The organism is Arthrobacter sp. YA7-1 (assembly GCF_025960325.1).
In the GTDB taxonomy this organism is placed as follows: Bacteria; Actinomycetota; Actinomycetes; order Actinomycetales; family Micrococcaceae; genus Arthrobacter; species Arthrobacter bambusae_A.
In genome coordinates this window covers 733,677-758,495 of the sequence record NZ_CP110114.1, presented here as the reverse complement: position 1 = coordinate 758,495, position 24,819 = coordinate 733,677, and the positions used below count along the sequence as shown (strand labels likewise).

Genomic DNA, 24,819 nt, shown 5'->3' with positions numbered 1-24,819 from the left:
ATCTTCAATCTATTGAAGTCGGGAGATGTCTGTCAAGACTTCTCGGGAGGTGGCTAAGCGATTACTAGGAGATGGCTGCCGGTGTTTCGGCCAAGCGCTTCTGACGGCGTCCGGCCACGGCTTTGCTGCGAGTGCGGGGATCCAGAAGGGTGATCAAGGCATCGAGAAGGACGTAGCCAAGCAAGCTTGTGGATCCCATGATGAGGACGAAGCCTTGAATGACGGGCACGTCGCCTTTGAGCACACCGTCGAGTGACCAACCGCCCACTCCAGGCCAGGAAAAAACACTTTCGACAATGGCCGCCCCACTAAGAGACGCGGCGAAAAGAAGTACCAAGTAAGTCATGAGTGACCCGCGGATGTCGCTGAGGGCATATCGGAAGACCTGGGCAGGACGCAGTCCGCAGGCCCTCGCGAACTCGATTTGAGGTGATTGGAGCACCTGCAAGAGCCCTGAGCGCACTGTCTTTCCGAACGGGGCGGCGAAGAACAAGCCCATCGTCACGATGGGAAGGACGGCGCGGCCAAGTATGGACGAAAATGTTCCCCACTGGCCGGCAATTATCGCGTCGACAGGGATTGATCCTGTGACGTGCGGCGGAGTGATTTGCGTACTTGAGAGCATCCCGATCGGCGCGGGCGCGATCCGCAGCTGTTGATAGAAAACAAACAACAACACGAGCGCCAGCACGAATTCCGGCATGGCCATAAGGATGGATATCCAGAAGGTGAAGGCCTTGTCGGCAAAGCGCCGGTAGCGATAGGCCGCGAACGTTCCACTCGCCATGCCGATGATCAGGGCCAGGACGAGTCCCGGGACCAAATAGACCAAGGTATTGGGGAGCCGGGTCAGGATTTCACTGGATACCGAACTGCCCGTGAAGAGGGAATGGCCAAGGTCGCCGCTCAGGGTCCTGGACATATAGCCGAGATAGCGGTCCCAGAAGGGCAGGTCCAGTCCAAGTTCCGCGTGGATGCGTGCGACGTCTGCCGGAGTTGCGTATTCACCCAAAAGGGCCACCGCCGGGTCTCCGGGAAGAAGGGATACGAGGCCAAAACTGAGGGTGATGAGGCCACACAGCAGTAAGGCCGCAAGCAGGAGCCTTGAAATGATGTAGCGGATCATGAAGTCTGTCCCTGGGAATTCGTAGTGCCAACGGCGGCGGAATAGGGAACCACAGGCAACGCGGCGGAAATGAGCGATTGCGTGTAGGGGTGCTGCGGGGCGATCAAGACGTCCCGGGTGGGGCCGACTTCGACGATTTTCCCGCGATGCATGACAGCCACCGTGGAACAGAAATGCCGCACGGTTTCGATGTCATGCGAAATGAATACATAGGTGAGGCCCCGGGAAGCCCTGAGTCGCGCGAGGGTACGCAGGATCGAGGCCCGGATGGTCAGGTCCAGCGAGGACGTTGGCTCGTCAAGGACCACCAGACTGGGATTCGTGACCAAGGCGCGTGCGATTCCTACGCGCTGTTGCTGCCCTCCGCTCAGGTTCGCCGGGCGCCGGTCCATGAAATCGGCCGAGAGTCCGACTTCTTCCAAGGTCGCCAGGACCCGCAAGCGCCGCTCGGCACGATCGCCCATCCGGGCGACAATGAGCGGCTCCTCGACGATTTGCCGGATCGTCAGGCGCGGATTCAATGAGGCGAAGGGTTCCTGGAAGACGATCTGCCAATGGCGCCGCTTCCGGCGGAGTTCGCCCCGGCCGAGGGCCAACACGTCCTGCCCCTCGATGACGACCGATCCGGAATCCGGTTCGGTCAGTCTCAGGATGAGTCGGCCAAGCGTCGACTTGCCGGAACCACTTTCGCCGATGATGCCGAGCGTCTCGCCGGCTTCCACGGACAGGGTAATTCCATCCACGGCACGGGCTTCTCCATGGGGAGTGCGGAAAATTTTCGTAAGTTCCACGAGTTCAAGGAGCGGCATCTCACGACCTCCGGGCTTCGGACAATTGGGCCTCCGAGGGGTCCGGCGTTTCCGGTTCGGCCGAGTCCGGGCCACCGGCGCTCTCCGGAACGTATTGCATCTCGTCTTCGGGGCGCACCACGGAGTTGAGCAGGGAGATCGTGTAAGGATGCTGCGGACGGACGAAAACGTCGTCAACGAGTCCTTGTTCCACGATGTTTCCTCGATACATGACAAGGACGCGGTTGCAGTAGGAGGCCACCACCCCGAGGTCATGGGTCACGATCAGCATCGAGCGGCCGCTCCCGACCGTCAGGCGGCGAAGGGTATCCAGGACCTGGCGCTGGACGGTGAGGTCGAGCGCCGTCGTCGGCTCGTCGGCGATCACGAGCTGCGGGTTGAGGTAGAGGGCCATGGCGATGACGACGCGCTGCGCCATGCCGCCGCTCAGTTCGTGCGCGTAGCCGCGCATGACGCGTTCCGGATCGCGGACGCCGGTCGATTCCAACAGCTGCAATGCGCGGCTGCGCTCGGAGGCATCCACCTTCACTCCGTGCGCCTTGGCGATATGGGCAAACTGCTTTTCGATGCGGGTCACCGGGTTGAGGGCGCTGAACGGATTCTGGGCGATGAATCCGATCTCCTTGCCCCTGATTCGACGCATTTCCCTTTCGGGCAGGTCCAGCAGGCTGCGTCCGGAGAAGTCAATGTTGCCCGCAGACACCTTGCCCGGCGGCATCAACAGCTTCGTGATGGAACGGACCACAGTCGATTTGCCAGAGCCGGATTCGCCGACGATCCCGACAATCTCGTTGTCCTGCACCTCAAAGGAAACGCCATGCAACGCCCGGACCACACCCCGGGGAGTATGGAACTCGGCTTCGAGTTCCCGGACTTGGAGGGTCTTGTTCATCGGGTGTGCTCCACTCGTTCCATCTTGTCCTCAATGGCACCGGCGATGATGTTGAGCGAGCCGATGACCAGGAGGAGGGCCAGCGCCGGAAAGGCGACTGCCCACCACTGACCCCGGATGAGCATGCTCACGCCGTCTTCGATCATCGCGCCCCAACTTGGCTGGGGCGGCTTGACCCCGACGCCGAGGAAGTTCAAGGCGGCAATCGTGCTCAGGGCGCCGGCCGTGGTCAGCGTGGCCTGCACGAGGATCACACCGTAGGCGTTCCTGAAGATGTGGTTGAAGGCAACGCGGATGGGCGAGCACCCGATGGCCACCGCTGCCTCTACGTACCGTGACGAGCGGAGCGAAATCGCCGCAGCGCGGGACAAGCGGACAAAGCGCGGAGCCGCAACAAGGGCGATGGCGAGGATGACGTCGGTGGCTCCGCCGCCCATGAGCTGGATGGACACCACGGCAATCACGATGATGGGGAGGGCTGCGAAGGCGTCGACTACGCGCATTATCGCCTCGCCCGCCACGCCGGTAGTAGCGAAGAGGCCCAATGGAACGCCGATGACAAGGGTAATGGCCGTCGCCGCCAGCGAAATGGGAAGGTCGAGCCTCGCCGATTCAATCGTCCGGGAGAACACATCCATGCCGTTGCCGTCCGTGCCGAACCAATGAACGGAGTTGGGAGCCAGGGCCATGGATTCCACGTCCGGTTGCAGCGGGTTTTGGGGAAGGTGCAGAAAAATCGCCGCAAGCGGGAGCGCCACAATGATCCCCGCGGCGACGACGGCGAGGACCATCCCTGATCGCTTGTACGCCCAGGCCCTGCCTTGCTTGGCCCAGCTCGACGCACGTCCGCCCAGGGACGTCACCGGAGTCCGGGACTCGGCTGTCGTAGTTTCACTCAATTGGCACTCGATCCGGTTGACGGGTGTAGGTGAAGGCCTTCTTTTGACTGGCGCATCCAGGGCTCCAGCCACTCGACATCATGCCGAGAATTTGCATATCGAAGTTTCATCACTTTATTGAAGTCTTTGATTGTGTGTCAATGGTCACTGTTGACAGGATCATCAAGCGTCTTCATTATGGTGACAACGCCAACAGTAAGATGAAGACGGATGGCAAACTTGGTGTGAAGCCGAGCCACTGATCTGTTTTCCGAACACGTTTTGGAGACAACAATGACCAATCTGAGCGAATCCGCAACTGTGACCGACACCAAGGAACCCGCCTTCGAGCCCAGCGTTCGCTACCTGCTCCGTGACGGCGAACTGGTGGAATACGCAGATGCCAAGCTCCATGTCCTGAGCACCACGTTGAAGTACGGCGTCGGCGTCTTCGAAGGGTTCCGCGCCTATTGGAGTGATGAGGACCAGCAGCTCTACGCCTTCCGGGTGGCCGACCACATGCGCCGCTTGATTGACTCGATGCGGGTAGTGGAAATCGACGGGCCGCGCGACATTGGCGTCTTGGGTGAACAATTGCTCGGTCTGGTGCGTGCGAACGGGCTGCGCGGGAACCTCCACATGCGCGCACAAGTATTCGTCGACTCGAGCGATGGCAAGCCGGAGGACACCGGTCCCGTTAGCGTCTTCATGGCGGCCATCCCCATGGGCAACTATTTCGGGGCCAGCGGACTGGATGTTCAGATCAGCAGTTGGGCCCGTTTGTCCGATCGCTCCATGCCGCCCCGGGTCAAATCGATCGCCAATTACCAAAACGGACGCCTTGCCATGCTGGAGGCCCGGCGCAACGGGTACGACGCAGCCCTTCTGTTGACCGAGGACGGCCACGTTGCCGAAGGTGCCGGCTACAACGTGTTCATGGTCCGCCAAGGCCGGTTGTGCACTCCCCCGGCAACGGACAGCATCCTGGAGGGGATCACCCGGGACAGCGTCCTGCATCTGGCACGCAACGTCCTCGGCGTCGAGGTCGACATCCGGGCGATCGACCGGACGGAACTCTACTCGGCCGACGAAATCTTCGTGTGCGGCAGCGCCGCCGAAATCAACCATGTCTCGTCCGTGGACCGCACGCCGATCGGCGACGGTAGTGCCGGCGAACTCACCCGGAAACTGCAGCACGCCTACCGGCAGGCCGTCGTCGGACGCGCAGCCGCCGATCAAAAGTGGGCACAGCCCGTCTACCCCACCGCATAGCTTCATCCACCGCCTCAAACGAAAGGGGCACCATGCTGAACATGCTCCACGCAAGCCATGAATCGGCGGCGGGATCCTTTGACCGCGACGCCGCCCCCGTGATTGAAGTCGGCCAGGGCGAGCAGTTCTCCCTCGGGGCCAGGAGCCTGCTGACCGGCGGCCTTTTCGAGAGCACCGGGGAGTACGAGAAATTGTCCATCCCCGTGACCGGGCCGGTCGCGGTGCGAGGCGTCAACCCCGGGGACACGCTCCGCATTGACGTCCACGAGATCCGGATAGCGGACCGGGGTGCCATGGTCACGCTTCCCGGGCGCGGCGGTTTCACCGGCGGACTGGGGCGGTCCGGCCGGGTTGTCGACATTGCGGACGGGAGTGTCCGGTTCGACGACGACATCCGGATTCCCATCCGCCCGATGATCGGCAAGATCGGTGTTGCACCTGCGGAGGATAATCCCAACTCCAGCACCGTCGGATCGCACGGCGGCAACATGGACTGCAAGGACGTCACCGCCGGTTCCGCCGTGATCCTGCCCGTGCAGAGCGCCAACGCTTTGCTCTATGCCGGCGACCTTCATGCGGTACAGGGCGACGGCGAGTGCTCCCTTACCGCCGTCGAGGTCGAGGGCAGCGTTGTCCTCTCCTGCCACGTCTTGCCCGGGGTCGCCGTCAAACGGCCGGTGGTCTTGTCCGGGGGTTCCGTCATCACGATCGGCGACGGGGAGACGCTCGACGACGCCGCGCGGCTGGCGCTCGACGACATGCTCGAACTCCTGCAGGCGGACCGGAAGTGGACGCGTGAGAAGACAGCGATGCTGATGAGCGCAGCCGCAGATGTTTCCGTGTCCCAGCTCGTCAATGCACGCGCCTCGGTCAAAGTCTCCCTCGCCGCCAGCTACTTCACGTCCGCTCCGTTTTCCCTGAACGCTCACCACTCCTGAACCGTTACCAACTTTGAAAGGCGCGACCCCCTGATGCTTGATCTCGTTCTCTCCAACGGCCTGGTCGTTACCCCGTCCGGCGCCAAAACCCTGGACATCGGCATTGCGGGGGGAAAGATTGTGTCCCTCCGCGAGACCGGCCTCGGCCCCACCGAGGTAGGAATACGTACAGTCGATCTCCGGGGCCAATTGGTTGTCCCCGGCGGCGTGGATCCGCATGTCCACACCAACTCCGTCCTCCCGACGGCGGCCGAAAGTGGAATCAAGTGTTTTGGCCCCGACCGGGTGAGCGAAGGTGCCATCTACGGCGGCACCACCACCCTGGTGGACTTCGCGCACTGGCAGCCCGGCGATGAGCTCTCGGAGTCCTTCGCCCGCAAATCGGCGGAGTGGGCCGGGTCGAGCTACACCGATTACGCCCTGCACGGCACGTTCAAGGAGCCGGAAATTCCGTTCGAAGTACTTGAACAGATTCCCGACGCCGTCGCGGCCGGCCATGGAAGCTACAAGGTCTGGATGACCAACACCACCCCGACGCGCCCCAAGCAGAAGACGGACCTCGGCAATATGTGGGGACTCATGCAACAAACCGCCCAGGCCGGGGCGATGCTGGCGGTGCACGCCGAGGACGACGACATCGTCATGTACGCCTACAAGCAATTGCAGCGCGAAGGCAGGATCGGGCTGGAGAACATGCACCACGCCCATAACAACCTCTCGGAAAAGTTGTCCTTCCAGCGGGTCATCACGCTCGCCGAGCACGTCGGAGCGCCCATCTACCTCATGCACGTCAGCGCCCGCGAGGGCGTGGACGCCATCCGCGAGGCACGCGGCCGGGGTCAGGCGGTCTACGGCGAGATCCTCCCGCACTACGCGTACTTCACGGCCGAGGACTACAAACAGAAGAACGGCGCGATCTATCACACCTACCCGTCGTTGAAATCGGAGACCGACCGCGATTCCATGTGGGAATCGCTGCTCGAGGGCTCGCTCAGCACCCTGGCGACAGACGGAGTGTGCACCGACCTCGAAGTGAAGACCCGCGGCAAGACCATTCTTGACGCCACCGGCGGCCATGCCGGCGTCGAGATGCGCATGGCTGTCGCGTACACCGAAGGGGTGGCCAAACGCGGGCTTGATCTGAACCGCTTTGTTGACATCACCTCCGCCAACGCGGCGAAGATCCTCGGACTGTACCCGCAGAAGGGCGTGATCGCGGTGGGCAGTGATGCCGACTTGGCGGTCCTGGACACCACAGTGAAGCGGGCCATCCACGCCGAAGACCTGCACGAGGCCGACTACACGCCGTGGGACGGTTACGAAGTGGCGGCTTGGCCCAGCATGACGGTCCTCCGAGGGCAGGTCATGGTTGAAAACCGGGAACTGAAGGCGGAAGCCGGCGGCTCGCTGCTCAAGCAGCATGTCTCGAGCGACGTCCGGAACCGGCCGGCCTGCTGACATCCAGCGCCCGGCGGCGGCAGCTCACCCGAGCGCCCGACGGCGGCGGCCCGCCGTCGTCGGGAACTCACCTCCGAGAGAGGTACTGGCAGGGACTCCCTGCCGTGCCGAGCTATCCCTAGTGTTGACGGCAAAGCTGGATCTTGCTTCACGACGCAGGGATTCACAACTCGGAGGGACGAACGATGGAAAAGCGCACCTTGGGCACCCATGGCTTGGAGGTCTCCGCCGTCGGGCTGGGCTGCATGAGCATGACCGGTGGGTACAGCGACAAGCCGGACCGGCAGGAAATGATCTCGCTGATCCGCGCCGCAGTGGATCGGGGCGTGACCTTCTTCGACACTGCCGAAATTTATGGCCCGTACGCCAACGAAGAGCTCGTCGGCGAAGCCCTCGCCCCGTACAAGGGCCAAGTAGTTATCGCTACCAAGTTCGGTTGGGACATCGATGCCGCCGAACGCAAGCCGAGCGGGCGCGTGAGCAGCCGCCCCGAGGTCATCAAGGACGTCGTGGACGGTTCATTGCGCCGTCTCGGCGTCGACGCGATCGACCTTTACTACCAGCACCGGGTGGATCCCGACGTTCCCATCGAAGACGTCGCGGGTGCGGTCAAGGAGCTGATCGAGGCCGGCAAGGTGAAGCACTTCGGTATGTCCGAAGCGTCTGCGGGAACAATCCGCCGGGCGCATGCCGTCCAGCCCGTCAGCGCCGTCCAAAGCGAATACTCCCTCTGGTGGCGCCGGCCCGAGGAGGAAGTGCTGGCCGCGTGCGAGGAACTGGGCATTGGTTTTGTCCCCTATAGCCCTCTCGGCAAGGGCTTCCTGACCGGAACCATTACCGCGGACACCAGCTTCGATGCGGGCAACGACATCCGCAGCACCATCCCCCGGTTCGCGCCGGAAGCGCTGCAGCACAATGCCGCCGTCGTCGAACTGCTTGCGAACATCGCGGAACGCAAGGGGGCCACGCCCGGCCAGATCGCCTTGGCCTGGCTCCTGGCCCAGAAGCCCTGGATCGTCCCGATTCCCGGCACCCGAAAACTGCACCGCCTGGAGGAAAACATCGGTGCCGCCGCCGTCGAACTGTCCGCTGCGGAACTGGGCGAGATCGAGGACGCTGCCTCCAAGATCCAGGTGCAGGGCGGCCGCTACAGCGACGCGGCAGAACGGATGACCAACCTTTAGGTGTTCGCGCGGTGCCACGCTCCCGGATCCTGTGAGCCAGGCGGAATTGTCACAGTTCAGGCACAGCACAGGTAAAGAGGCGCCAAAGTGTGGGGTTCGAGGATGGGATACAGCTTCGAACCCCTCGGAGTTGAACCTCTAAGGAGCAACATCGTGAACAAAGTCCGGAAAATCGCAGTGGGCGCCGCACTCATTGGCGCGGTCGCAGGCGGCGGAGCCCTCACCGCCATGGCCCTGCCCGCGAACGCAGCAACCACCGACACGTCGACCGCCAGCCCGTCCGCGCCCGCCACGAACGGCGGCAACCACGGAAACGAAACGGACCTGACGGGTGACACCGCCACCAAGGTGAAGGCCGCTGTCCTGGCCGCCAACTCCGGCGCCACGGTGGAGAACATGACCACCGAAGACGACGGCAGCGCCGCCTACGAAGCCCACATCACCAAGTCCGACGGCACGCACGCCACCGTCAAACTCGACGCCAGCTTCAAGGTCACCGCAACCGAAACCGGCGGCCCGGGCGGCGGGAAGGGCGGCCACGGCAACCACGGAAACGAAACCGACCTCACGGGTGACACCGCCACCAAGGTGAAGACCGCTGTCCTGGCCGCCAACTCCGGCGCCACGGTGGAGAACATGACCACCGAAGACGACGGCAGCGCCGCCTACGAAGCCCACATCACCAAGTCCGACGGCACGCATGCCACCGTCAAACTCGACGCCAGCTTCAAGGTCACCGCCACCGAAACCGGCGGCCCCGGCCACTAACCCCAAACCGACCGAGGACTGTGGGCGGATACGGTACCCTGCCGCATCCGCCCACTTGTTCGTTCCCGCTCCGGCCGCGCAGCCCGGGTCCGCTCGCCGGCGTCGATCTCCGACTGAGCGCGGTGAGGGTAGGACCGCCAGTCCTAGGAAAAGCAGGGAGCGGCTCAGCTGCTGACATCGTCTTCCGGAGCGTTTAGCGTCTTTAACAGAACCTTGAACGACGGCGGTTCCGCCTTTGAGTATTCGGGTTTCTTCCAGCCGCTAACTGATTCACCAGTTCAGGGCTCCGCGCTTAGATGAGAAGAAGATGACAATGGAATTTTCGTTGATGATGGCTTGCGCAGTCATCAGCATCGTGAACAACGACAGCCGCAGTGCTTTGCCTGGGGCGCCTGTTGTGCCGGCACGCCCGGCCGGACGCCTGAGGCTGACCCGGCTGCGGGGTTGGATCGCGACCGCTTTACACCGTGCCGCATGGTGCATCGAGCCCCGGGTGCAGCCTGTCTTGGAGACGTGCCGGTGAGGTGCGCGGAAGGGTGTCCGAATGTCAGGCAGAGTCCTGCGGTCCGAACGTTAGCGCGTTCCACTCCCGGATCTCGCTGGGAACCGCAAGTCCTTCAAGAACGAAGGGATCGCCTGCAATGAACTCCTCCGCCCTTTCCCTGCTGGTGAAGATGCCCATCGAACCGTTCACGGCGGGATTGTCGAAGGTCCCGATACCGATCAGGCCGCCCTCAGCGGCGAAGGCCTGAAAGTATGCGGCGTGACGGGGGTAGACGGCTTGGAGCCCCGGAAACGCCGAAGGATCCGAGCTGTAGAAAACGACGAATTGCATTGTTTGCCTTAGCTGTTGGATTCGGTGCTGTCGAGTTCGGCGAGGGTCTGGCCCAGGCGCGGGAGCACGTGGTTGCGCCATCCGCCGCTCATGATGCGGTGCGATGCCACGTGCGTCGGTTCGCTGGGATCGAAGCCGTCGTGGACGAGGGACAGGCGAGTGCCCGTGTCCTCAGCGGCAATTGACCAGGTCACTGTGCTGTCGAGGTTGTTTCCGGAGTGTGCGTCCCGCCATGAAATCCGCAGCACCTTCTCCGTTTCCACGTCAAGGACTTCGCTGGCCACCAAGCCGCTGAAACCCACTGCCGGAACGGGAATCCCGCGCATGTGGAACTTGTGCCCCACGATCGCCTGGAAGTCATTTTCCATCAACCAGCGGGCGATCAGCTCCGGTTCCGTCAGGGCCCGCCAAATCGTGGCAGGCGCGTGCGGCAGGAATTCTTCGACCTCGATGGTTGTCAGTTGTTCACTCATCAGTTGTCCTCTATCTTGTTCGTGACCATGCTAAATTCCGCGGGAGCCATCGGCCGGGCGATCAAATAACCCTGCGCAGTGTCGCAGCCCAGGTCCCGCAGAATGTTCAATTGCTCCTGGCGTTCCACTCCTTCGGCGGTGACCCGGACCCCCATGGCGTTGACCGTTTGAATCAGCCCTCGGACAATGATCGCAGTGTGCGGATCGCTATCTATGTCCCTGATGAACGCTTTGTCGATTTTCAGCGTAGTCAGCGGAAGGACCCGAAGCATGGCCAAGGACGAATAGGCGCTCCCGTAATCGTCCAAGGCGACGCCAAGGCCCATATCCATCAGTTCACGCAGCTGCGATGCCACCGAGGGGACGTCCACTATCGCTGTCCCCTCGGTGATCTCGATTTCCAGCATTCGGGCAGGAATTCCGTGCCGGTTCACGGCTGCCTGGATCTCGGACGGAAGCGTCCCGCCCGCGAACTGGACCGGGGAGACGTTCACGGCGATGTTCCGTGGTGTGCCCGCGTCAATCCAGGAGCGGGACTGGGCGCAGGCCTCGTCCAGTACCCAAGCCCCGATCCTATGGATATCCCCGGTGTGTTCTGCGAGCGGGATGAACTCATCCGGAGCGATCGGACCGATCTCCGGATCGTTCCAACGCAAGAGCGCTTCGACGCCGGCGTCCTCCCCGGTCGCAAGATCCAGGACTGGCTGGTAGTGGAGAGTCAGGGCCGAATCCTCAACGGCAGAGGAAAGCCGACGCCGGATGTGCGCCTGGCGCGCGAATGGAGCCGGTTCCTGGCACGGGCCGATGCGGCCGATGCGCCGCTTGCCCTCTTGCTTGGCCCGGAGCATCGCACCGTCGGCGTGCCGGAGCAGGACTTCGGGACCGGCGAGCATGTCCTCCGCGATGATGTCGACTCCGAGCGCCAGGCCGATGGTCGCACTGATATGCAGTTCGCACCCATCGAGCAGGAAAGACCCTTCGAGGCTGTCCAGGATGCGGGTCGCGACCGCAAAAGCGGCGTCCTCGTCGACGTCGGCGAGGAGGACAGCGAACTCGTCGCCGCCCAGGCGCATCAGGGATCCGCGGCTTCCGACGCTGCGTGCCAGGCGCCGGGCGAACTCGGTGAGCGCGGCGTCACCGGTGCGGTGGCCGTAGGTGTCGTTGACGGACTTGAAGTCGTCAAGGTCGATGAACAGCATGCCGACGCCGGGCAGTCCCGCGCTAGCACCGATGTCAGGGCAATGCTCTTCGAGCATCCTCCGGTTGGGCAACCCTGTCAGCGGGTCGTGAAGCGAGGCGTGGCGGAACTGCGCGGAAACGGCGGCGAAGATGTCCGATACCGTGACAATCCGGGGGCCCGTGGCGCTCAGAACCAACAGATCCTGGTACCGCTCGTACTCCGGCCGCTCCAGGACGGCTTGCGCGGCGGACTGCAGGTCAAGCTCGGCAGCCATGGACGAGCCCGCTGCAGGCAAGAGTTCCGAAGCCGTCCGTCTCGTATTCAGTGCCCGCCCGTAACCGAGCCGGCCGGTCAGCTTGAACTCCAGGTGGTCCCGGGTGAGCAGACCGAACGATTCTCCCTGTTCCACCACGACTGCCCTCAATCCGCGGTCATTCCGGAACATGGCGTCAATCTCCGTGGCCGACACGGTAGATGGCACAACGAGGGCCGCCACCCCCAGGTCCCCTAAACAGGACGGGAGCGGACGCAAGAGGGAAGGTACGGGGCTACCGCCTTTCGAACACACGATCTTCTTCTTACCACCCGGACATGAACCTGCTTGACGGACTCTTGTTTAACGACAGTCAGCGATATATCGTTAAGTATCGCAGAACAAACTGCGGCCCTCCGGGGCACCTGCACAACACCGAAAGGACGATGCCGTTATGAAAGGCATTCACGACAACAAGCACACAGATTGCGGTCCGGACATGGAACGCTTCGGACGCGGCCGGAGCCGTCGCGGACCCCACGGTCACGGAGGATTCGGACCCGGCCGCGGGTTTGGGCCGGGGCGCGGTTTCGGACCGGGATTCGGGCCGGGGATTGGACCAGGCTTTGGTCCCGGCGGCCCGCGCCGGGCCAATAAGGGCGACGTTCGTTTCGCGATCCTCTCCCTGCTGGCCGAAGCGCCATCCAATGGATATGGCCTCATCAAGACAATTGCCGAGAAGACATCCGGATCGTGGCGCCCCAGCCCGGGTTCGGTCTATCCGACGCTGCAGCAGCTCGTTGACGAGGAGCTCATTGCACCCGTCGGCGAAGGCCGGCGGACAGAGTTCACACTGACCGATGCCGGTAAGGCATATGTAGCGGAGCATTCCGAGGAGCTGGAAAATGCGTGGAACACCGATCCGGAGGGATCAGGACCCGCGTTTCACCAGAGCGTCGCAAAGCTCATGGGGGTCATCCACCAATTCCGCTTCGCCGCAACAGACGAGCAGCGCACGGCGGCCATGGAAAAGATCGACGAAGCCCGGCGAGCGCTCTACCACATCCTCGCCGACTAGCACCGATTGGGCTGCCAGGATGGCAGATCACGGCAGTGTCCGGACTGCGGACTGCCGTCAGATGCCCTCTCGGCGCCCAGCCGCGGTGGATGTGACGCCGTGCCGTGTCCAGGACCAGACCTGCGGGCCGGCAGTCAGGCTCCCGGAGAAGTATCCGATATTGAGGCAACTCGGACTGCTTCCCGCGGTCCACCGTTGAAAGATTGCCGTGTAGCGGGCCTCGCTTCCTTCGACGTGGATTTGAAGATTGTGAAAAACATGGACACTTCGAAGGTGGACAGGCGGCGCCAGAACCCGGTAGAGCTCCTTGAGGTCAGCTGGCGCATCGGACGGAAAGGCGCCGTTGAGCGAGGTTGGAGTCCCCCCGAGGAGCTCCAAAAATGCGTCCTCGTCTCCTCCATCGAGTGCGGCGCAGAACGACGCAAGGCAGTTCTCGACGTGGTGTCGGACCGTCGCTTCGTGATGTGCACCCAACTCCATGCCGTACATCCGGCCGCGCGCGGGAGGCGCGAAAATGCCGAGGTCCGTCGAAACGGGACTTGACTGGGCGGCCTTGCGGACCGGATGCGCCGACAGGCCGCTTACGCTCGTGTGCATCGTACGGCGAGACCCACGGGCCGGGCCATCATGCCTTCACCTGGAGGTCGCGAACCGGCAGGGCCAGTCCGTGGTCGAAGGCAAACAGCGGTACGCCGGTGTCTCCGGGAACGTCCGGTCGCGACGTCCTGACACCGTCCATGGAAGCGGGGATCTCGAAGGGAAGCCTCCCCCGGGCCGGGATGACGCCGGTGATTGCATCAACGAATGCCTTGTCCGAGACTCCGAAGGTGCCGGTCAGGGCGGCTGCGATGTCGACGAGGGGGGTCAGGATCGCGGGGCGGTCCAGCGCGACATCGATGATCAGGGGGACCTTTTGGGCGAGTGTGCGCAGGCGGTGGATGAGTCCTGGGGGAAATTCCAGCGATCCGGCATGGAACCACGCTTCGAGGAAAAGATCATCGCGATGATCCCAGGGAGCGTGGAGCCGGACGATGGCCACATCGGCTGATTCTGGATCAGTGACAGGGGTGGCGAATCCCTCCAGACTGGCAGGGTTCATCCCTTCCAGATAGATGTTCAGTCCCGGGCGCATGGGGAGGGACTGGCCGTTCCCGGTGGATTGATTGGTCAGGATTGTCACCGACTGGGCCTGTGCGTTGTGCCCTTCCTGCTGGAACCGCGGGTTCCCGACTGTTTCGGCGGCGGCATCCTCGTCCACGTAGGGGTTGTCGAAGAGTCCCAATCGGAACTTCACCAGCAAGAGCCTTCGGACCGACTCGTCGAGACGCCCTTCATCGACGAGCCCTTCCCGGACAAGATCGATGAGCAGCCCGGTGCATTCCTCCCCGCCGAACTGGTCGACGCCGGCGTTGAGGATCTTGAGCATGCGTTGCGGTGCCGTGAGGTGCTCCACGCCCCAGGCACGCGCGGGCAGTACCTGATCCCCCACGATGTTGTCGTTGACGAGTTCCCAGTCGCTGAGGACCACGCCGTCGTAGCCGAGCTTTTCCCTGAGGAGGCCCGTGATGATTTGCTTGTTGTATCCGAAGCCCACTTCTTCGACGGGTTCGCCGTCGATTTCGAGGCCCACCGGCATGCCGTAATAGGGCATGATCGCGCTGGTGTTGTGGGCGATCGCGGTCTTGAACGGTTCCAGGTGTTCCCCGAAACGGCCGCCGGTGTATGTCTGTTCGCGGCCGTAGGGGAAGTGAGCGTCCTCGCCGTCTTTCTGCGGTCCTCCGCCGGGAAAGTGCTTGGTGGTGCATGCAACAGAGTCCGCGGAAAGTTTTCCGCCTTGGAGCCCTTCGAGATAGGCCGTCGCGAAGTCCGAAGTCCGTTGCCAGTCCTGTCCAAAGGTTCCGGCCTGCCGCGCCCATCGCGGTTCCGTGGAGAGGTCGACGGTCGGGTGCAGCGCGGCCCGAATGCCGACGGCGGTGTATTCCTGCCGCGCTATGTCGGCGAAGCGCCGGATTAGCGCCCGGTCACCCGTGGCGGCCAGTCCGATTGGTTCGGGCCATTGCGAGAAATGGTTGGCTTTGAAGGACACGCCGGAGTTTTCGATGAAGGCGTGGCGGGGGTCCGTGGAGATGGTGACCGGGATACCGTGGGGGTTTCCTTCCGCGAGCTTCTGGAGAGCGTTGCTCCAGCGCGCGGCTTCCCTCGGAGTTCCGAGGGCATGAACGTTGAAGTGGTTCATTTTCTTGTCGAGGATCACGACGCTCGTGGCGGATTTGCTGATGTTGCCTGGCCGTTCAAGGAGTGTGCCTTCGGGGCCGGTCTCGATCACTGTGTGGAACATGAGGCCGGCCTTCTCTTCGAGGCTGAGCCTTGGTATCAGGTCCGCCACGCGCTCTTCAGCGCTGAGGTGCGGGTTCTCGAAGGGGTCCATGACCCCGTTGCCGTTCAGGTCCCGGAACTTTGTTCCGTCAGGGGCGGTGAGGGTCTGCAGGCCGGTGGTGGGAATCATAAGTTGATGGCTTTCTGTTGAATTTCAGGCGCTAGGCCCGGGCAGAAGTACTTGAGGCTGCGGGAATCGAAGGGACGTTTCGACGGGATTGCCAGGGATTCGGGATCGAGGACAGGAGCAATTTGGTGTAGTCATGGCGGGTCTGGGTGAGCACTTGGTTCGTGCTGCCCGTCTCGACGATCTTCCCTTCGTGGAGGACGAGTATTTCGTCCGCGATCAATCGTGCGCTGAGCAGGTCATGGGTGATGTAGAGCATGGCGATGCCGTTGGAACGTGTGAGTTCGTTGAGGACCTGGAGGATCTCGGCACGAATGGACACATCGAGCATGGAAATGGGTTCGTCGGCGACGATAATCTCAGGCTGCGCGGCCAGGGCTCGTGCGATGACCACCCGCTGTCTTTGGCCGCCGGAGAGCTCGTGGGGCAGCCGGTCACGATATTCGCTAGGCGGTGTCAGTCCGACTTGGCCCAGAATCCTGTCCACCTCCTCACGCACTTCGCTCCCCCGAAGTTTTCTGTGATTCACGAGGGGCCGGGAGATGGCGTAGCCAACGGAGGAAGCCGGGTTGAGCGCCTGGAACGGGTCCTGGAAAATCAGCTGGACTTTGCTCCGGTAGTTCCGGAGGGTCCGACGCTTCAGCGACCCGACATCCACGCCGGCAACGGTGACCGTTCCCGAACTGGGCTTTTCAACGCCAGTGAGAATCCGCCCGATAGTGGTCTTGCCCGATCCGCTTTGTCCAACAAGGGCCGTCACCGAGCCTTTCCTGAGCTCGAAACCGACGCCTATTACAGCGTGGTTCTCGGTGTGTTTCAGGCCCTTGCGCGTCGAGTAGGTCTTGTTCAGGTCCTCGACCCTGCAGACCACTTCGCCGGCGCCAAGAGCTGCGTGATGGACGTCGATCTGTTGGCCGACCTCGTCGAAGATCGTCGGTGCGGGCAATGGATCACTGGTTTCGGATCCGAAGAGCACGCATTTGATGGAGCGGTGTCCCGCCGGGGAGTCGATTTCCGCCGTCGGAATCTTTGGTTCCCGGCACTCCTGCGTGGCCAGGCCGCACCGGTCCGCAAAAGCACAACCGACCGGAACCGAGTCAAGGCTCGGCGGGCGGCCCGGTATGTATCGGATATTGATCTCCGCGTCGCGAGGGTCGGCGTAGGAACCGAGCAGCCCGATCGTGTAGGGATGGGCCACTCCGGACAACGCATCGGCTGCCGGGGAATTTTCGACAACCTCCCCGGCATACATGATCATCACCCGGTCGGCCATTTCCATAACCGTGCCCAGGTCGTGGCTGATGAAGAGCACAGCAAATTTCATGCTCTCCTGCAAGGTCTTCAGCCTGGACAAGATTGACTTCTGGACCACGACGTCCAGCCCCGTGGTGGGTTCGTCGAAGACGATAAGGTCCGGGGACAGGAGCACGGACATCGCCAAAGCGACGCGTTGCTTCATTCCGCCGGAGAGCTGGTGGGGATAGAAGTCGAGGTATTTGTGGTCGATGCTCACCAAGTCGAGGGATTTTTCAACCGTCATCTCCCGTTTCGCGCCAGAGGCACCACGGTGGGCGGCAAAGACGTCCTCCATCTGGGCACGCACAGTCATCACCGGGTTCAAAGACGCCATGGAGGACTGGAAGACGGTCGAGATTTCAGACCACCGCAGGATCCGCAGGTCTTCCGCCGGAATGGTGAAAAGGTTCCTGCCTCTGTACAGCAGCTCTCCGGAAGTAACCCTCGCTGTGGGAGTGAGGAGATTCAGAATGGCGTTGCCAAGGGTGGATTTGCCTGATCCGGATTCGCCAAGGAGACCAACGAATTCGCCAGGACGGATCTCGAACCCGACATTGCGGATGACCTGGCGGTCATCCCGGTACTTGGAGACAAAGGAAATATTCAGATCCTTGACGGTCAGGATCGGTTCATCAATGCTGTTCGCGGCGGGCATCTTATTCCTCACGCAATTGCGGGTTCGATAGCGCGTCAATGCCGAAGTTGATCAGCGTGAGCGCGGTGATGAGCAAGGACAGGGCAAGGCCGGGGGCAAGGAGCCAGGCCCATTGCCCGGTCAACATGGCCCCGTTCGAGTTTGCCCAGTAGGACATGCTCCCCCAGCTCACCGTGGACGGGTCGCCCAAGCCAAGGAAGGACAACCCCGCCTCGGCGCCAATCGCCCCGATGGCAGCGCCCATGAATCCAGCCACCACCAGCGAGACCATGTTGGGCACGAGTTCGCGGAAGACGATGCGCCACAGCCCGTCGCCGGAAAACCGTGCCGCTGTCACGAAGTCCTGGCTTCGCAACAGCAGGACCTGGGCGCGCTTCATCCGGGCGCCCCAGGCCCAACCTGTCAGGGCGATCACGAAGATGATCAGGGACAGGCCGTGAACCGGTGAATAGGCTGCGATGGTCACCATGAGCGGCAGGGCAGGGACCACGAGCGCCAGGTTGATGGAGAAGCTCAGGATCTCATCCACGACCCCTTGGAGCAGGCCTGCGACCAGGCCGATGACCAACGCGATCAGTGTGACCACGACGCCTGCCAACAACCCGACAATCAAGGAAACTTGGGCGCCGTACACCAGTTGGGAAAAGATGTCCTGGCCCAGGTTGGTGGTACCCAGGAGGTAGGCGCCACCTGGCTGCAAACCAGGGGGCAGAGTCGAGTCTTTAGGGTTGAACGGGGCTATCACGGGAGCACAGACGGCCACCGCCACGAACAGCGCCAGAATGACGATTCCGGTTCGCGCTTTGCCGTTTGACCAGACGACCTGCCAGCCGTTGCGGCGTTTGACGGTTTTCGCCGGCCGGTCGGGGGGAGTTTCCCTGGGGACCAGGGTTTCTACTTCGGTCATTATGAACTCTGCCTCCTAACGCGGGGGTCAAGGACACCGACGAGCACGTCAGCCAGGAAGTTGGCCAGCAGGACCGCCACTGTAGTGATGAGGAAAATCGCCTGAAGCAACGGGAAATCCCTGTTGCCTATGGCGTCGTACATGAGTTTTCCCATCCCGGGATAGGAGAAGATCTGCTCAACGATCAAGGTGCCGCCGAAGACGCCGCCGAGGGAAATGGCAAAGCCGGTGAAGTTGGGCAGCAGGGCGATCCTGGCCGCGTAGGTCCAGGCGACGCGCCGTTCCTTGAGGCCTTTCGCGACGGCGAGGCGGGTGTAGTCGCTTCCGAGCGATTGCACCATGTTGTTGCGCATACCCAGGATCCATCCGATGGAGCCGGTGATCAGCAGTGCAAGCGCCGGCAGTACCGCGTGGTAGGCAAGGTCGGCAACGAAGCCACTGGAGAATGCGGGGACGATTTCTCCGCTGTAGGCGCCGCCTTCGGGGAACCAGTGAAGCGTGTTCGCCAAGACGTAAATCAGCATCAGCGCGATCCAGAAGAACGGCAGGGTGCTCAGGAACGTGGACCCCAAGGAAATGAATGAGTCGATTTTGGTATTGCGCCGCCAGGCGGCCCAGGCCCCAAGGCCTGTGCCCGCAACGAACGCGATGATTTGGGTGACTCCCACCAGGGTCAAGGTATAGGGAAGCGCCTCGGCAATCATGTGTGTCACCGAGTATGGAAAGTATCCGTAGCTCAGGCCGAAATTTCCGTGCACCAGCGCGTTCAGATAGTCCCAGTATTGGTTCCAGAGCGAGGTGTCGGGCACGCCAAGCATGAGGCGGATGGCGCGGATCTGTTCCGGATCGACTTGTTGGGCCTGGCCGGCAAGTTTCTGGACGATTGCTTCGGCCGGATCTCCGGGCTGCAGGCGCGGAATCAGAAAATTCAGCGTCACTGCAGCCCAGAGGGTCAGCACAAACAATCCCGTCTTACGCAGGAAGTAAAGCATCTGGATCCGATACCGCTATTTGGCCGGCGTCAGGTGCGTCAGCCAGAGCAGCTGATCTCCTGGATAGGCGTAGGGATCATCCTTGCTGGGCCAGCCCACGGCGTTGGCCGTCCGGTACTCGAACCACACGGCGCCGTACCACAGCGGGATCATCGGAACCTGGTTAACCATGATCTGTTGGATCTGGCTGACGATCTTGTGCTGGCTATCGGCATCCGGGGCGGCGGCGAGCTCGCCGAGGAGCTTGTCGGTCTGCGGGTCCTGCCAGCGGGCAAAGTTGCTGGACGCCTTCTGTCCCACGGGTGCGCTGAAGCTGCTTCCCAGCGGGAAGGCGAAATTGCGGTACATGTTGCATTCCCCGCCCTGCACGCCGAACACCATGTCATAGTTGCCGGTGGCCCGGGCATCCTCAACCACTGATGGAGCCGGAGTCTGGACGTCCACCGAGATACCAAGGTTCTTCATGTCGTTCTGCAGCAATCCGGCCGCCTGGACCCAGTCGTTCCAGCCCTGCGGGACTTTGAAGGACATGGTCAACGGTTTCCCGTCCAGGCCGAGACGGGTTCCCGAGGAATCCTTGGTGTAGCCCGCAGCGGTGAGTGCCGCGTCGGCCTTGGAAGCGTCGAAAGCGACCATACCCTTGTCTGCGACCGAAGGATCAAGCCAAGAATCCTGGATTGGAAGCTTCAGCCCCGTTTGGCTGGCCTGGGTCACATATCCCAGCTCGGCCTTGTCAATCATGGCCTTGCGGTCGATCCCGCCCGAGATCGCCTTGCGGAAGTTCACGTCGTTGAACGGCTTCTTCGTCAGGTTCATGTCCAGGGTGATCGATGATCCGGCAGGGAACCAGTACTTGTTGTGGGCCGGATCTTTCTGTACGTAAGCCTGCTCGACCTGGGGAATGAACATCGCGTTCGTGTCGTAGCCGCCGTTGGCGAGCTTGAGCTGGTCGACCTGGCCGCCGCCGTCGGCCTTGGTGTACTGGATCTGTTCGACCTTGATCTTGTCCGCCTGCCAGTAGTCGGCGTTGCGCTTCATGGTCAGCTGGCGCGGGTTGAATGTGCCCAGAACGTACGGGCCGGTTCCGATAGCGGTCCCGTTGACAAAGGTCTTCGGATCGCCGGCGGTTTCGAATATATGCTGCGGAACGATCATCTGTTCGGTGATCTGCTGCTGGAAGGGGATGCCTGAAGTGTTGAAGCTCATCACGAGGGTGTTCCCAGTGGCTTTGACGTCGGTGAGGACTTTCCAGAGCCCGAAGCTGTCGATGGCCGGGTATTTCTTCATGAGGTTGAACGTGAAGGCGGCGTCGTCCGCGGTGAAAGCCTTGCCGTCGCTCCATTTGACGTTGTCGCGGATGTCGAAAGTGAGTGTCTTGGAGTCCTGGGACCAGGTCATTTTGGTTGCCAGATCCGGTACGCTGTCGCAGTTTGCGTGGTTTGTGGTCATCAGCGATTCGAAGATGAGGTTGGTGCCGGAGAGTTTGTTGGGAGAAAAGGGATTGAAGTTGACCTGAGGGTTGGAACCTCCCCCGAAGTCACCGAAATTCAACTGGGATATCATCCCGGCGTTGCCCGACGACGTCCCGCTGTTCACGGTCTGGGTGGGGCTGCACCCCGTCAGAACCATGGCAAAACCCGTGCACATCAGGACAATCTTGGTGGTTTTTTTCATATTCTTCCTTGAATAGTCTGGCCGAACCCGTGGACGTCAACATCCACAGCTTTGGCGAATGATCAGTTCCGTAGGGAGGCACATGGATTCCATGCCGGTGCCCTGCAGGGCCGGCCGGGCGCGCTCCAACAGGATTTCCGCCGACCGCGCGCCGATGTCATGGAAAGGCTGCCGGGCCGTGGTGAGTGAAGGGGTGATCAGTGAAGCAAGCTCGATGTCATCGAACCCTGTCATCTTGAGGTCGCCAGGCACCGAGATGCCTGCAGCCGAGCAGGCCAGAAGGGCTCCGAGGGCAACTTCATCCGTGGCGCAGACGAGGCCTTCGGGGCGCCCGCCGCGATCCAGAATTGCCCGCATGGCCTTGAAGCCGCCCGCCTCGGTGAGACTGCACGGTTCAGCGGGGCGCCGAACCTCCACCTGGGCCTCGGCAAGGGCATCCTGGAACCCTTGGAGTCGCTGTTGGACATCCGGCGATTGGGCCGCTTCGCCCAGGAAGAGCAGGTCACGCAGGCCGTGCTCCCCGAGCAGATGCCTCGTCAGGCCCCGGGCTGCTTCGAAGTTGGTGACGTTGACGCTGTGAGTGGCTGCGTCGGGGTTTCCGGCAACGCGAACAATCGGCATCCGGTCCGCGATGGTCGACACGATGCCATCTCCGGCGAATGAGCCGAAGACGCACATGCCATCCACCCTTGTTGACAGATCCTTCAGCTGCGTCTGGAAGCGGTCTGGGTCCTGGGCGACGAGGACGTGGAACGTTATCCCGGTCCCAGCAAGTGTGGCTTCGAAGCCCTTGAGCAGGCCGGCGAACAAGGCGCCGCCCAGGCCCGGAAGCACCAGCGCGAAGGCGTTGTGACGCTTCAGCGCCAAGGCCTGGCCCAGCCGGCTGGGCTCGTAGCCCAAGCTCGTCAGGGCGGCGTTGACCCGGTTGAGTGTGTCCTCGGAAACCTTGGCATTTCCGGAAGTTACCCGTGACACTGTGGCCACTGACACCCCGGCCCTGCGTGCTACGTCACGGATCGTGATCGACGGCGTCATGACAACCCCCTTTCAAAATGTGATCTGCGTCTCTAGTATGTAACCGGTTACATGACTATAAAGCGAACTTGGCATCCTGCCAAGGGGCAATCCGGCAACGTGAGGAACCAGTGATTTGATGACTGTTGAATTTGTTCGCCAACAGGTGGTGATCGACGGCAGGCCCACGCTGGTCATCGCCGGGGAAGTCCACTACTTCCGGCTGGAGCGGAGTGAATGGCGTAGACGGCTGGAGCAGCTGGCGGCAGCCGGCGCCAACGCGGTCGCCACGTACATTCCCTGGCTTGTCCATGAACTTCCCGATGGAACCATCGATGTCGAAGGCACTTCGGCGGAGTGGCGAGATGTCGGGGCTTTCCTGGACACGGCCCGGGAAGTGGGTTTGTATGCCATTCCCCGGCCCGGCCCGTTCATCATGGCAGAGCTGAAAAACGAAGGCATTCCCTACAGGCTCTACGGCATCGAGGGAACCCGTGCCCGCAGCTGGGGAGGGGCGGAAAATCCGACCCGGACCCTGGACTATTCCTCGCCGGAATTCCTGGCCGAAGTGGAGGGCTGGTTCGCTGCCATCGTCCCGGTACTGTCCGCAAGGCATATCGACCGGGGCGGCAATGTCATCGCCGTCCAGCTGGACAACGAAATCGGCATGCTCAGCTGGGTGTCCAACTCCCCGGATCTTTCCCCCGCCGTGGCACGCGAATTCGCGGCATGGCTGGCATCGCAATACGGGACCGCCGAGTTGGCCGAACGGTACCCCCTGCTTCCCTTGGACCCTGCTGCCGCCGCAGCACATCTGCAGAGAGGCGGGGGCGGGGCAGGAGGCGCCTCGGACCCGGCCTCGGAGCATCGGCTGGCGCTTGACCTGGCGCGGTTTTCGCGGCATCGCTTTCGAGCCTACTCCCGGGTTCTCGTCGGCCTCGCGGAGAAGCACGGCTGCACCGGCTTGCCCTTCCTGATCAACATCCACGGCACATCAGCGGGCCGTGGCCGCACCTACCCCATCGGTATTTCCCAGCTCCTGGGGACCTGGGCCGGCGAGGAGTCCATCCTGGCGGGCTCGGACATGTACCTGGGTGAGCTGACCACGGGAAACCTTCCGGACTTCGTCACCGGAAACCTCTTTGCGCACGCCACCCAGCCCGCCAACCAGCCCTTGGCGGCGCTTGAATTCGAAACCGGGAGCAGCGACTACGGAGAGGACCTGGCCAACCAGACCTCCCCGAACGCCACCGATCTCAAGACCCGTCTTGCTGTGGCCCTCGGCAACCGGATGCTGAACTACTACTTGTTCGCGGGCGGCCGCAACAAGCCTCTGGAAGCGCCGGTCGGTGACGGCAACAACCGGGTCGCCTTCACCGGAGAACGGCACGGCTTCGCCGCGCCCCTCACGCCTGAAGGCGAAACGACGCCCCACTACTTCGCCATCCAGGATGCCGCGCGGACGCTCCGGGCCTACGAGCGCTGGATCTGCACCAGCCGACCCAGGCGCACAGGGCTAAGCCTGGGATTCATTCCAGACCAGTACCTCACCGAATATCTTGTCCCAGGAGACGACTACGGCAAGAAGATCCGGGAGGACCACGAACGCTACCGGGGCATGGGGCCTCGGGACATCCTCGCCCGTGCCATGTCGCTGTCCTCACTGGATTTCAATGCGGTGAACCTCTCGTCGCTTTCCGAACTCGGCGCGGCGAATCCTGCAGGCGAAATACCGGAATCGACCACCACCCTGATGGTCGCGAGCGGTCACTATATGGCCGCCGATGTCCAGTCCAGGCTTGGAGAGTTTGTCCTTAGTGGAGGGAAATTGCTTGTCGCCGGGGTGCTGCCGACCCACGACCTGGACGGCGCCCCCTGCACTGCCCTCTCCGATGCCTTGGGCATCGGGATCAGCGGCGAGGTGGGGGCCCACCGGATCGATGGTTTCGGGATGACCACCGACTATTACCCGTCCGTCAAGATCGTCGACGGCACGGGACTGCCCTCCCGGGCGGAAGTCCGGGTGGGTTCGGCGCAGCTCTACGATGCCGAGGGGTCCACAACCCTATTGAGGGAGGTCCAGACCGGAGAACCTTGCGCCGTCGAGGTCGCCGTCGGACGGGGACGGGCAATTGTGTGGGGAGCGGACTATCCCTGCGACCTTGAGGTCCATCGGGAACTTTTCCGGCGCCTGGACGCCACGGCAAGGGTGCACTTTTCAGAGTCCGCCCCGGGCCTGATCGCCTACACACAGGTGTCGGACGCGGATCAGTCCGAATTGCTGAACATTTTCAACCTTGCAAGCTATCCGGTCACCACCACCGTGGCCGTGGACGAGCAGCCGGCGTTTGGCGGCGCGAAGATCCGCCTCCCTGCCCGGAGCGGCTTGCTCCTCGGCCGCAACCTGGACCTCGGCAACGGCCGCAGGCTTTTGTGGTCCAGCGCCGAGCTCGTCGGCACGTCCGCCGCTGAACTCACCTTCCGCCTGCACGACGGCGACAACCTTGCGTGCTTGGAACAAGACGGTGTCCGTTCGATCGTCGAACTCGACGCACAGGCGGGGTCGCGGCCGCTGGAGGACCGGAGCCGGTTCGCCACCATTCAACTCCCCGTGCAAGAAAGGAAACACTGACC

At 62.5% G+C, this 24,819-nt stretch carries 21 protein-coding genes; 7 read left to right on the top strand and 14 right to left on the bottom strand.

Features of this window, described 5'->3' with window-relative positions; genetic code table 11:
• Positions 1-64: 64 nt before the first annotated feature.
• The 4 genes from OIT41_RS03565 to OIT41_RS03550 form a co-directional block, all read right to left on the bottom strand.
• Entirely contained in the window at positions 65-1,126 is a 1,062-nt protein-coding gene (locus OIT41_RS03565) for an ABC transporter permease (protein ID WP_241708054.1), read from the bottom strand.
• A complete protein-coding gene (locus OIT41_RS03560) occupies positions 1,123-1,869 on the bottom strand; it encodes an ATP-binding cassette domain-containing protein (RefSeq protein WP_264637439.1) in 747 nt (248 codons plus the stop codon). The genes OIT41_RS03565 and OIT41_RS03560 overlap by 4 nt, the downstream gene beginning before the upstream one ends.
• A 67-nt stretch (positions 1,870-1,936) precedes the next feature.
• On the bottom strand, positions 1,937-2,827 hold the full coding sequence (locus OIT41_RS03555) for an ABC transporter ATP-binding protein (protein ID WP_241708052.1): 891 nt from the start codon (positions 2,825-2,827) through the stop codon (positions 1,937-1,939).
• The gene (locus OIT41_RS03550) at positions 2,824-3,726 is read right to left on the bottom strand and encodes an ABC transporter permease (protein WP_264637438.1); all 903 of its coding nucleotides are present in this window, start codon (positions 3,724-3,726) and stop codon (positions 2,824-2,826) included. Before OIT41_RS03550 ends, OIT41_RS03555 begins: the two co-directional genes overlap by 4 nt.
• Before the next feature lie 273 nt (positions 3,727-3,999).
• Here OIT41_RS03550 and OIT41_RS03545 point away from each other — a divergent pair, with 273 nt between their 5' ends.
• The 5 genes from OIT41_RS03545 (at position 4,000) to OIT41_RS03525 (ending at position 9,325) form a co-directional block, all read left to right on the top strand.
• Complete coding sequence (locus tag OIT41_RS03545) at positions 4,000-4,977, top strand: branched-chain amino acid transaminase (protein ID WP_241708050.1); 978 nt, start codon at positions 4,000-4,002, stop codon at positions 4,975-4,977.
• Positions 4,978-5,009: 32 nt separating this feature from the next.
• Positions 5,010-5,915 (top strand): acetamidase/formamidase family protein, encoded by a 906-nt coding sequence (locus tag OIT41_RS03540; RefSeq protein ID WP_241708049.1) that lies wholly within the window; start codon positions 5,010-5,012, stop codon positions 5,913-5,915.
• A 33-nt stretch (positions 5,916-5,948) separates the two neighbouring features.
• Positions 5,949-7,373 carry an amidohydrolase family protein gene (locus tag OIT41_RS03535; RefSeq protein WP_241708048.1) on the top strand — a complete coding sequence of 475 codons (1,425 nt, stop codon included), beginning with the start codon at positions 5,949-5,951 and terminating at the stop codon, positions 7,371-7,373.
• A gap of 185 nt (positions 7,374-7,558) precedes the next feature.
• Positions 7,559-8,557 carry an aldo/keto reductase gene (locus OIT41_RS03530; RefSeq protein ID WP_241708047.1) on the top strand — a complete coding sequence of 333 codons (999 nt, stop codon included), beginning with the start codon at positions 7,559-7,561 and terminating at the stop codon, positions 8,555-8,557.
• Between the two features lie 153 nt (positions 8,558-8,710).
• Positions 8,711-9,325, top strand: coding sequence for a PepSY domain-containing protein (locus tag OIT41_RS03525; protein WP_241708046.1), 615 nt, complete (start codon positions 8,711-8,713; stop codon positions 9,323-9,325).
• A gap of 547 nt (positions 9,326-9,872) precedes the next feature.
• Here OIT41_RS03525 and OIT41_RS03520 read toward each other — a convergent pair.
• The 3 genes from OIT41_RS03520 to OIT41_RS03510 are packed head-to-tail and all read right to left on the bottom strand — an operon-like array spanning position 9,873 to position 12,258.
• Entirely contained in the window at positions 9,873-10,160 is a 288-nt protein-coding gene (locus tag OIT41_RS03520) for a YciI family protein (protein ID WP_241708045.1), read from the bottom strand.
• Between the two features lie 8 nt (positions 10,161-10,168).
• Positions 10,169-10,633 carry an SRPBCC family protein gene (locus OIT41_RS03515; RefSeq protein ID WP_241708044.1) on the bottom strand — a complete coding sequence of 155 codons (465 nt, stop codon included), beginning with the start codon at positions 10,631-10,633 and terminating at the stop codon, positions 10,169-10,171.
• Positions 10,633-12,258 (bottom strand): putative bifunctional diguanylate cyclase/phosphodiesterase, encoded by a 1,626-nt coding sequence (locus OIT41_RS03510; protein ID WP_241708043.1) that lies wholly within the window; start codon positions 12,256-12,258, stop codon positions 10,633-10,635. The genes OIT41_RS03515 and OIT41_RS03510 overlap by 1 nt, the downstream gene beginning before the upstream one ends.
• A 262-nt stretch (positions 12,259-12,520) precedes the next feature.
• On the opposite strand from OIT41_RS03510, the gene OIT41_RS03505 reads away from it, so the two are divergent.
• Positions 12,521-13,144: a PadR family transcriptional regulator gene (locus tag OIT41_RS03505; RefSeq protein ID WP_241708042.1), complete on the top strand. Its 624-nt coding sequence runs from the start codon at positions 12,521-12,523 to the stop codon at positions 13,142-13,144.
• Positions 13,145-13,201: 57 nt separating this feature from the next.
• Here OIT41_RS03505 and OIT41_RS03500 read toward each other — a convergent pair whose 3' ends face one another.
• From OIT41_RS03500 to OIT41_RS03470, 7 genes are read right to left on the bottom strand one after another with little or no spacing between them, the layout of a single operon-like run.
• Positions 13,202-13,741, bottom strand: coding sequence for a hypothetical protein (locus OIT41_RS03500; RefSeq protein WP_241708041.1), 540 nt, complete (start codon positions 13,739-13,741; stop codon positions 13,202-13,204).
• A 28-nt stretch (positions 13,742-13,769) separates the two neighbouring features.
• A complete protein-coding gene (locus tag OIT41_RS03495; protein ID WP_241708040.1) occupies positions 13,770-15,650 on the bottom strand; it encodes a glycoside hydrolase family 3 protein in 1,881 nt (626 codons plus the stop codon).
• 31 nt (positions 15,651-15,681) lie between these two features.
• Positions 15,682-17,598: an ABC transporter ATP-binding protein gene (locus OIT41_RS03490; protein WP_241708039.1), complete on the bottom strand. Its 1,917-nt coding sequence runs from the start codon at positions 17,596-17,598 to the stop codon at positions 15,682-15,684.
• A 1-nt stretch (position 17,599) separates the two neighbouring features.
• Entirely contained in the window at positions 17,600-18,505 is a 906-nt protein-coding gene (locus OIT41_RS03485) for an ABC transporter permease (RefSeq protein ID WP_241708038.1), read from the bottom strand.
• Positions 18,505-19,497 (bottom strand): ABC transporter permease, encoded by a 993-nt coding sequence (locus tag OIT41_RS03480; RefSeq protein ID WP_241708037.1) that lies wholly within the window; start codon positions 19,495-19,497, stop codon positions 18,505-18,507. The genes OIT41_RS03485 and OIT41_RS03480 overlap by 1 nt, the downstream gene beginning before the upstream one ends.
• 15 nt (positions 19,498-19,512) lie before the next feature.
• A complete protein-coding gene (locus tag OIT41_RS03475) occupies positions 19,513-21,171 on the bottom strand; it encodes an ABC transporter substrate-binding protein (protein WP_241708036.1) in 1,659 nt (552 codons plus the stop codon).
• A 36-nt stretch (positions 21,172-21,207) separates the two neighbouring features.
• Positions 21,208-22,206, bottom strand: a complete 999-nt coding sequence (locus tag OIT41_RS03470) for a LacI family DNA-binding transcriptional regulator (RefSeq protein ID WP_241708035.1) — start codon at positions 22,204-22,206, stop codon at positions 21,208-21,210.
• A gap of 118 nt (positions 22,207-22,324) precedes the next feature.
• Between OIT41_RS03470 and OIT41_RS03465 the strand changes: the two genes are divergently transcribed.
• Positions 22,325-24,817, top strand: a complete 2,493-nt coding sequence (locus OIT41_RS03465; RefSeq protein ID WP_241708034.1) for a beta-galactosidase — start codon at positions 22,325-22,327, stop codon at positions 24,815-24,817.
• Positions 24,818-24,819: the final 2 nt, after the last annotated feature.

Excerpts from the sequence above, each read along its gene's own strand:
- OIT41_RS03565 (WP_241708054.1), bottom strand. The coding sequence starts at position 1,126 with ATGATCCGCTACATCATTTCAAGGCTCCTGCTTGCGGCCTTACTGCTG.
- OIT41_RS03555 (WP_241708052.1), bottom strand. The coding sequence starts at position 2,827 with ATGAACAAGACCCTCCAAGTCCGGGAACTCGAAGCCGAGTTCCATACT.
- OIT41_RS03545 (WP_241708050.1), top strand. The coding sequence starts at position 4,000 with ATGACCAATCTGAGCGAATCCGCAACTGTGACCGACACCAAGGAACCC.
- OIT41_RS03540 (WP_241708049.1), top strand. The coding sequence starts at position 5,010 with ATGCTGAACATGCTCCACGCAAGCCATGAATCGGCGGCGGGATCCTTT.
- OIT41_RS03535 (WP_241708048.1), top strand. The coding sequence starts at position 5,949 with ATGCTTGATCTCGTTCTCTCCAACGGCCTGGTCGTTACCCCGTCCGGC.
- OIT41_RS03530 (WP_241708047.1), top strand. The coding sequence starts at position 7,559 with ATGGAAAAGCGCACCTTGGGCACCCATGGCTTGGAGGTCTCCGCCGTC.
- OIT41_RS03520 (WP_241708045.1), bottom strand. The coding sequence starts at position 10,160 with ATGCAATTCGTCGTTTTCTACAGCTCGGATCCTTCGGCGTTTCCGGGG.
- OIT41_RS03515 (WP_241708044.1), bottom strand. The coding sequence starts at position 10,633 with ATGAGTGAACAACTGACAACCATCGAGGTCGAAGAATTCCTGCCGCAC.
- OIT41_RS03510 (WP_241708043.1), bottom strand. The coding sequence starts at position 12,258 with ATGTTCCGGAATGACCGCGGATTGAGGGCAGTCGTGGTGGAACAGGGA.
- OIT41_RS03505 (WP_241708042.1), top strand. The coding sequence starts at position 12,521 with ATGAAAGGCATTCACGACAACAAGCACACAGATTGCGGTCCGGACATG.
- OIT41_RS03500 (WP_241708041.1), bottom strand. The coding sequence starts at position 13,741 with ATGCACACGAGCGTAAGCGGCCTGTCGGCGCATCCGGTCCGCAAGGCC.
- OIT41_RS03495 (WP_241708040.1), bottom strand. The coding sequence starts at position 15,650 with ATGATTCCCACCACCGGCCTGCAGACCCTCACCGCCCCTGACGGAACA.
- OIT41_RS03490 (WP_241708039.1), bottom strand. The coding sequence starts at position 17,598 with ATGCCCGCCGCGAACAGCATTGATGAACCGATCCTGACCGTCAAGGAT.
- OIT41_RS03485 (WP_241708038.1), bottom strand. The coding sequence starts at position 18,505 with ATGACCGAAGTAGAAACCCTGGTCCCCAGGGAAACTCCCCCCGACCGG.
- OIT41_RS03480 (WP_241708037.1), bottom strand. The coding sequence starts at position 19,497 with ATGCTTTACTTCCTGCGTAAGACGGGATTGTTTGTGCTGACCCTCTGG.
- OIT41_RS03475 (WP_241708036.1), bottom strand. The coding sequence starts at position 21,171 with ATGAAAAAAACCACCAAGATTGTCCTGATGTGCACGGGTTTTGCCATG.
- OIT41_RS03470 (WP_241708035.1), bottom strand. The coding sequence starts at position 22,206 with ATGACGCCGTCGATCACGATCCGTGACGTAGCACGCAGGGCCGGGGTG.
- OIT41_RS03465 (WP_241708034.1), top strand. The coding sequence starts at position 22,325 with ATGACTGTTGAATTTGTTCGCCAACAGGTGGTGATCGACGGCAGGCCC.